The organism is Micromonospora sp. H61 (genome assembly GCF_018070325.1).
GTDB classification, from domain to species: Bacteria; Actinomycetota; Actinomycetes; order Mycobacteriales; family Micromonosporaceae; genus Micromonospora; species Micromonospora salmantinae.
In genome coordinates, this window is the sequence record NZ_JAGPXY010000062.1 from 34,936 (window position 1) to 40,935 (window position 6,000).

At 69.5% G+C, this 6,000-nt stretch carries 11 protein-coding genes; 6 read left to right on the forward strand and 5 right to left on the reverse strand.

Annotated features, from left to right (window positions below):
- The first annotated feature begins 15 nt into the window (after window positions 1-15).
- The 3 genes from KBX08_RS25250 to KBX08_RS25260 are packed head-to-tail and all read left to right on the forward strand — an operon-like array spanning window position 16 to window position 1,267.
- On the forward strand, window positions 16-474 hold the full coding sequence (locus KBX08_RS25250) for an SRPBCC domain-containing protein (protein WP_210785856.1): 459 nt from the start codon (window positions 16-18) through the stop codon (window positions 472-474).
- The gene (locus KBX08_RS25255) at window positions 471-821 is read left to right on the forward strand and encodes a metalloregulator ArsR/SmtB family transcription factor (protein ID WP_210785857.1); all 351 of its coding nucleotides are present in this window, start codon (window positions 471-473) and stop codon (window positions 819-821) included. Before KBX08_RS25250 ends, KBX08_RS25255 begins: the two co-directional genes overlap by 4 nt.
- Before the next feature lie 2 nt (window positions 822-823).
- Entirely contained in the window at window positions 824-1,267 is a 444-nt protein-coding gene (locus KBX08_RS25260) for an SRPBCC domain-containing protein (protein WP_210785858.1), read from the forward strand.
- Between the two features lie 106 nt (window positions 1,268-1,373).
- Here the strand turns inward: KBX08_RS25260 and KBX08_RS25265 are convergent, their stop codons facing one another.
- From KBX08_RS25265 to KBX08_RS25280, 4 genes are all read right to left on the reverse strand, one after another.
- Window positions 1,374-2,105: a class I SAM-dependent methyltransferase gene (locus KBX08_RS25265; protein WP_210785859.1), complete on the reverse strand. Its 732-nt coding sequence runs from the start codon at window positions 2,103-2,105 to the stop codon at window positions 1,374-1,376.
- A 223-nt stretch (window positions 2,106-2,328) separates the two neighbouring features.
- Window positions 2,329-2,691, reverse strand: coding sequence for a PH domain-containing protein (locus KBX08_RS25270; RefSeq protein ID WP_030337500.1), 363 nt, complete (start codon window positions 2,689-2,691; stop codon window positions 2,329-2,331).
- 10 nt (window positions 2,692-2,701) lie between these two features.
- Window positions 2,702-3,238, reverse strand: coding sequence for a hypothetical protein (locus KBX08_RS25275; RefSeq protein WP_210785860.1), 537 nt, complete (start codon window positions 3,236-3,238; stop codon window positions 2,702-2,704).
- A complete protein-coding gene (locus KBX08_RS25280; protein WP_210785861.1) occupies window positions 3,235-4,119 on the reverse strand; it encodes a LysR family transcriptional regulator in 885 nt (294 codons plus the stop codon). The genes KBX08_RS25275 and KBX08_RS25280 overlap by 4 nt, the downstream gene beginning before the upstream one ends.
- Before the next feature lie 114 nt (window positions 4,120-4,233).
- Here KBX08_RS25280 and KBX08_RS25285 point away from each other — a divergent pair, with 114 nt between their 5' ends.
- Both KBX08_RS25285 and KBX08_RS25290 read left to right on the forward strand, forming a co-directional pair.
- Window positions 4,234-4,587, forward strand: a complete 354-nt coding sequence (locus KBX08_RS25285) for a DUF1801 domain-containing protein (RefSeq protein WP_210785862.1) — start codon at window positions 4,234-4,236, stop codon at window positions 4,585-4,587.
- A complete protein-coding gene (locus tag KBX08_RS25290) occupies window positions 4,584-5,006 on the forward strand; it encodes a VOC family protein (RefSeq protein WP_210785863.1) in 423 nt (140 codons plus the stop codon). The genes KBX08_RS25285 and KBX08_RS25290 overlap by 4 nt, the downstream gene beginning before the upstream one ends.
- Here KBX08_RS25290 and KBX08_RS25295 read toward each other — a convergent pair.
- Window positions 4,993-5,301, reverse strand: coding sequence for a 4a-hydroxytetrahydrobiopterin dehydratase (locus KBX08_RS25295; protein ID WP_210785864.1), 309 nt, complete (start codon window positions 5,299-5,301; stop codon window positions 4,993-4,995). The genes KBX08_RS25290 and KBX08_RS25295 overlap by 14 nt on opposite strands.
- A gap of 183 nt (window positions 5,302-5,484) precedes the next feature.
- On the opposite strand from KBX08_RS25295, the gene KBX08_RS25300 reads away from it, so the two are divergent.
- Window positions 5,485-5,928 carry a (deoxy)nucleoside triphosphate pyrophosphohydrolase gene (locus KBX08_RS25300; RefSeq protein WP_210785865.1) on the forward strand — a complete coding sequence of 148 codons (444 nt, stop codon included), beginning with the start codon at window positions 5,485-5,487 and terminating at the stop codon, window positions 5,926-5,928.
- The last annotated feature ends 72 nt before the right edge of the window (window positions 5,929-6,000 follow it).

Consider the following 6,000-nt stretch of genomic DNA (forward strand, 5'->3'; position numbering starts at 1 on the left):
CGAAAGGTTGTGGGCATGGAACAGGGAACGATCGAACGAGACATCCACGTCAACGCGTCCCCCGAAGTCGTCTTCGAGGTGGTCAGCCAGCCCGAGCACATGCGCGAGTGGTGGCCCGACGACGCGCGGTTCGAGTCCGTCGCCGGTGCGCCCGGCGAGCTGGTCTGGCGCGACGCCGACACCGGCGAGACGAAGACCGTCGCGCTGGCCGTCGTCGAGGTCGACCCGCCGAAGCGGTTCTCCTTCCGGTGGTGTTTCACCGAGCAGGACCGGAGCGGGCAGGCGCTCTTCGTCACCTTCGACCTGGTGCCCAGTGGCGCCGGGACGCTGATCCGGATGACCGAGACCGGCTTCCGCGAGCTGGGTTGGGAGGTCGCCGTGCTGGAAGAGCAGTACCGCGACCACGAAAACGGTTGGGACCACTACATGCCCCGGCTGGGCGAGTACGTCGCGCGGCTGGTCGCGACCCCGTGAGCACGGCGGTCGACGATGAGCTGTGGTCGGCGATCGGCGACCCGATCCGGCGTACGATGATCGATCTTCTTCTCGCTGACGGGCCGGGCACGGCCACCTCGTTGAGCCGACGGCTACCCGTCACCCGCCAGGCCGTCTCGAAGCACCTGGCGGTCCTCGACCGGGTTGGGCTGATCCACGCCGAGCCGGCCGGTCGCGAGCGTCACTACCAGGTGGACGAGGCGCAACTCGCCCGCGCGGTCGCCCAGTTGTCGGCAGTCGGCTCCACCTGGGACGCCCGCCTGCGCCGGATCAAGCGCATCGCCGAGACGATCGAACGCCACCGCACCAACAACCAGGGAGGCTGAGAATGGTCGATATTCTGCACCAGGTCGGCGTCGTCGCTCCACTCGCCGACGTCTACCGTGCGGTGGCAACCCCCGAGGGCGTCGCCGGCTGGTGGTCGGTCGACACGACCGGCAAGAGCGAGGTCGGCGGTTCGCTGGCCGTCCACTTCGGTGACGAGGGCGGGTTCGACCTGGAGATCCTTGAGCTGGACCCGGCCGGTCGGGTGCGGTGGCGGGTCGTCGGTGGCCCCGAGGAGTGGATCGGCACCGAGATCGGCTGGCGGCTCGGCCAGCGAGGTCGGTACACGATCGTCGACTTCACGCACTCGGGCTGGCGCGAGCCGACCGAACTCATGCACGAGTGCAGCACCAAGTGGGCGATCTTCCTGATGAGCCTCAAGGAGCTGGTCGAGACGGGGCGCGGCCGGCCGGCGCCGGACGACGTCCAGATCAGCGACGGGCACTGACCTCGGTATTCACCGAGAGGCGGAGGCCGACTCGGGTTCCTTGACGTCGCGGTGTCGTCGTGGCGATGACACCCCCGACTTTCCGGAACCCGAGTCGATCAAACCGCTACTCCGCCCGGTAGACGGAGATGTGCGACGGGCTGTCGGCCTGGAACGGTCGCCGGTGCCAGTCGGCGTACCGCTCGGTGAGCCGGAGCCCTGCCTGCTGCGCCATCTCGTCGATCTGGTGCGGCCAGGCGTACCGCATGGCGAACGGCTTCAGGTGCACACCGTCCGCGTCGAACGTGATCGTCTGCCGGATGAACCGCTGCGCCGGCCGGTCGTACCGGTGCAGTCGGATCGTCGCGGAGTCCTCGGTCACCTCACGTACCTGCACCTGCTCGTCCGAGTCGAAGCTGCGCGGGTCGGGCACGAACGTCTCGATGACGAACGCGCCGCCGGGCGACAGCACCCGGGCGACGTTGCGGAAGCAGTCCGCCTGCCGCTCGGCGTCCACCAGGTTGAACAGGGTGTTGAAGACCAGGTACGCGAGCCGGAACTCACCGGCCACCGGCACGTCCGCCATGTCGGCGACGACTACCGGGATCCGGTCGCCGCCGGGTTTCGCCCGCAGCTGCGCGAGCATCTCCTCGGACGCCTCGACGCCCTGCACGGCGAGGCCGCGTTCGGCCAGCGGCAGCGCGACCCGGCCGGTGCCGATCGCCAGTTCGAGAACCGGACCCCCGTCGGCCAGGGCGGCCAGGAAGTCCACCGCTGGTGCTGGGTCGGGGTTGCCTGGGCCGTCGTAGTCGGCGGCCCAGAGCCGGCCGAAGAGGCCGGGATCGTCGAAGACCGACATCAGCGGCCTCCCGGGTTGGGGTCAGTGGCGCCCAGCAGCGCCAAGGGAACAGTTCTGCTCACGAAGTCTCGATTCCTCGGGTCGGATGACTGTTGGTTCGGGGGACTTCGTCGTGTCGGGCATGGTGGCTGCTCCCTTCGCGTGGCTGTCGACCGAGGACACCAGAGACGCCGTGGGCCCCGCAAAGCAAATAACCCAGCCCGGCCCACGACGGGACGTGCGATCAGGAGATGTGGTGCAGGATCACGTTGTGCACGTGGTGGCTCTTCTGCGCGCCACGGAACTCCACCTCGTAGGTGTGCGTGCCGACGTGGATGGCGATGGCGCCGGTGGAGAAGAACGAACCACCCCACGACTTGTTGCTGACCACGCTCACGCTGGTGATCTTCGAGTACGGGATGCTGGTGATCGCGAACCGCTTCCCGACGAAGGACCGGTCCTGGATGATCACGCGGCGGTCGGTCAGCCCGATGAACCCGGTGCCGGTGCCGACGGCGTCGTAGACGGCGATGATCTGCTCGCCTTCGAGGAGGCCACTCTCGATCTGCTGGACCTGCTCTTTGCGGTCGTACGCGATGTTCGCCATGTGCTCCAGGCTAGAAAACTGGTGCCAACGTGCCCACCCGGGCGAGGACCACGAACTCGCCGTCGCCGTGGCCGACGGGCTCGCCGTGCCAGCCCCCGTGAACATGGTCCACGATGAAGCCCGCCCTGGTCAGAGAGGTGCGCAGCTCGACCTCGGTGCGGAAGCGCAGGGTCGCCGAACTGAGGATCTCTTCCCCGTCGTCGAAGTGGTAGTGGTGGGTGAAGTCGACCACTCCGTCGCGTACCCCGGTGACCTCGGTCCACGCGCGGACCTCGCCGCCGTCGGGCAGCGTGACCAGCCGGTGCGAATCCACAGGGTTCCACCGCTCCCAACGACGGTCCGCCGGATCGCGGGCGTCGAACACCAGCCGGCCGCCGGGCACGAGCGCCCTGGCCAGGTCGGCGAGGGTACGCGCCCACTCCGCGTCGTCAACGAAGAACTGCGCGACGTGGCTGGTCAGCACCGCCACGTCGAACGCCCGCTCGGGCAGCAGCTCCGCGTCGTACACCTGGACCAGCCGGTGGTGGCGGAACTCGGCGTGCCTCATCGGGGGTTCGCGTCGGTCGCGGCGCTGACGAACTCGCGTACCCGGGTGGTGGTGTTGCTGGGCAGCCAGACCGGCCCTCGTTCGATCGGTGGCGCGTCGTGGATGGGCACGTACGCCACGTCGGGGCGCGGGTAGTAGCGCCGCGTGTGCTCGCCCACCGGCAGGACTCCCCGGCCCAGCGCGACCAGGGACAGCATCTCGGAGAAGGTGTTCCCGGCGGGCCCCTTTGGCACCGGTCGGCCGGACGGGGTGCGCTCCGGGGTGCGGTCCCGCTTGAACTCCACCGAGGTCACTGTCGGGTACTGCACCACCGGGTGGTCGGCGAGCACCTCCAACGACACCGACCGCTCCCGGGTGAGCGGGTGCCCCGCGGCCACCGCCAGCACCCGGTCCTCGGAGAGCAGCGCCGGGCCGGTGGCCATCCCGTCGAACGGGTACGAGGCGATCAACACGTCGGTCGAGCCGTCGAGCAGCCCGGATCGGGTGGTGGACAACTGCGCCTCGTGCACCTCGACCCGACAATCGGGGTGCCGTTCACCGAACAGGGCCACCGCCCGGAGCAGCACCGGCGCGGTCCACTCGCCGAGGAACGCCACCCGCAGCGTCCCGGTCACGCCCCGGGCGGCGTCGGTCGCGCGGCGGACTGCCTCGTCCATCCCGGCGACCAGCGGAGCCAGCTCGTCGGCGAGCTGCCGGCCGATCGGGGTGAGCCGGACGACCCGACTGGTGCGGGCGAACAGCGGTGCGCCGATCCGGCGCTCCAGCTTCTTCACGATGTGGCTGACCCGGCCGGTGCTGACGGTCAACCGCTCGGCGGTCCGGCCGAAGTGCAGCTCGTCCGCGAGGGTCAGGAACGTCTCGACCTCGTACCGCTCCAGCACACCGCTCCCATCGTTGACCTGTGGGCAACGATCGTAGCGGCATCGGGTCTTGGTCGGCGTCCCTCGTTCGGGGATCGTGAACGCGGCAGGGAAAACCGAGCGAAAGGCTCTGACGTGAGCGTTGACGACTACCTGGCCGGCCTGGCCGGCCCACTGCGCGAGATCGGCGAGAAGCTGACGCCGATCATCGCGGCGGCCCTTCCCGGGGCGACCGGGGCGATGTGGCACGGGCACCCGGTCTGGAGCCTGGGCGACCGGCCCGGCCAGCGCCCGGTCTGCCTGGTCAAGGCGTACGGGTCGTACGTCACCTTCGGGCTGTGGCGGGGGCAGGAGATCGTCGACCCGTCGGGGCGGCTGATCCCCGGTGCGCGGGCGATGGCGGCGGTGAAGCTGCGCGACGTCGCCGACGTCGACCCAGCCCTGTTCAGCGACTGGCTGCGCGCGGCGGCCCACCTGGAGGAGGCATGAGCGCGGTGCGGGTAACCGGTTTCGACCACCTGGTGCTGACCGTCGCCGACGTGGAGCGCTCCCTGGACTTCTACTGCGGCCGGCTTGGGCTGGCACCGGTACGGGTAGACGAGTGGCGTGCGGGCACCGTCCCGTTCCCGTCGGTGCGGATCAGCCCCGACAGCATCATCGACCTCGTCCGCGGTGAGCCGCAGGGCACGAACGTGGACCACTTCTGCCTGGTGGTGGCACCACTGGACTGGGCGCAGGTGATCGAGTCGGGGGTCTTCACGGTGCTGACCGGCCCGGTCAGCCGGTTCGGTGCCCGCGGTTCGGCGACCTCGATCTATGTGCGGGACCCGGACGGCAACACGGTGGAGCTGCGCTGGTACCCGCAGGACGCCGGCTCGGGTTCGGAGACTGTCGTCAGGCCTCGGTGACCGCCCGGTAGGCGTCCTCGATGCGGGCCGCCAACAGCACCTCGCCCTCGGTCAGCGGCTCGCCGCTGCCGTGCCCCACCCGGATCTGGGTGCTGTCGGCCCCGCGGCTGATCTCGGGCCGTAGATGCAGCGCATCCGCGACGACCTTGACCCGTTCAGTTAGTGCGGCGTGTTGGGTATCGTCGATCACGAGCGTCCGTCGGATCTGCTCGCCTTCGCGCGTCCAACCAGATAGCAAGGTCAACGCGTCGGAAAGGTAGTCGTGCTTGGCCCTGCTGTTGAACAGCACGCGCATCACCGCACCCCCCAAGCGCCGTTGCCGGCTTGTGGCCAAATCGTCGCCATCCCGTGTCTTGTCGGTGCCTCCTAGTCTCCCGCTGCTCGGAGGGGGTGTCCACGCCCACACTTCCGTGTCTTATTGGCCTAGCGGACGGCTACGGTACCCAAACCGCCGATTGATCTGGCACCCTGGACGCCCGTGCGGACCGAACGGGCGAATGATGGCGGGCAGGCCGAACGACGGGACCTGAAGGTGATCGTCGGTGCGGCGATCATCCGGGATGGGCGGGTGCTCGCCTGTGCGCGTTCCGCCCCACCCGAGGTGGCGGGCATGTGGGAGTTTCCGGGCGGAAAGGTCGAGCCGGGGGAGGCCGAGACCGACGCGTTGATCCGGGAGTGCGCCGAGGAGTTGGCCGTACGCGTCGAGATCGGCGACCGGGTCGGCCGCAACGTGCGGATGGCGCACGGCCGGTCGGTGCTCAAGGTGTACGCGGCCCGCCTGCTCGGCGGCGACCAGCCGCAGGCGCTGGAGCACGAGGCGCTCCGCTGGCTCACCGCCGACGAACTGGACTCGGTCACCTGGCTCCCCGCCGACGCCCCCATCGTGGCAGCCCTCCGCCCCCTCCTGCTCAACTCGCGTTGATCATGAAGTTATTGCCACGACACGCCGTGCGCGGTGGCAATAACTTCATGATCAACGCGAGTTGAGCAGGAG

Bases quoted from the DNA above. Each gene is read 5' to 3' on its own strand.
- KBX08_RS25250 (WP_210785856.1), top strand. From the start codon at position 16: ATGGAACAGGGAACGATCGAACGAGACATCCACGTCAACGCGTCCCCC.
- KBX08_RS25260 (WP_210785858.1), top strand. From the start codon at position 824: ATGGTCGATATTCTGCACCAGGTCGGCGTCGTCGCTCCACTCGCCGAC.
- KBX08_RS25265 (WP_210785859.1), bottom strand. From the start codon at position 2,105: ATGTCGGTCTTCGACGATCCCGGCCTCTTCGGCCGGCTCTGGGCCGCC.
- KBX08_RS25270 (WP_030337500.1), bottom strand. From the start codon at position 2,691: ATGGCGAACATCGCGTACGACCGCAAAGAGCAGGTCCAGCAGATCGAG.
- KBX08_RS25275 (WP_210785860.1), bottom strand. From the start codon at position 3,238: ATGAGGCACGCCGAGTTCCGCCACCACCGGCTGGTCCAGGTGTACGAC.
- KBX08_RS25290 (WP_210785863.1), top strand. From the start codon at position 4,584: ATGAGCGCGGTGCGGGTAACCGGTTTCGACCACCTGGTGCTGACCGTC.
- KBX08_RS25295 (WP_210785864.1), bottom strand. From the start codon at position 5,301: ATGCGCGTGCTGTTCAACAGCAGGGCCAAGCACGACTACCTTTCCGAC.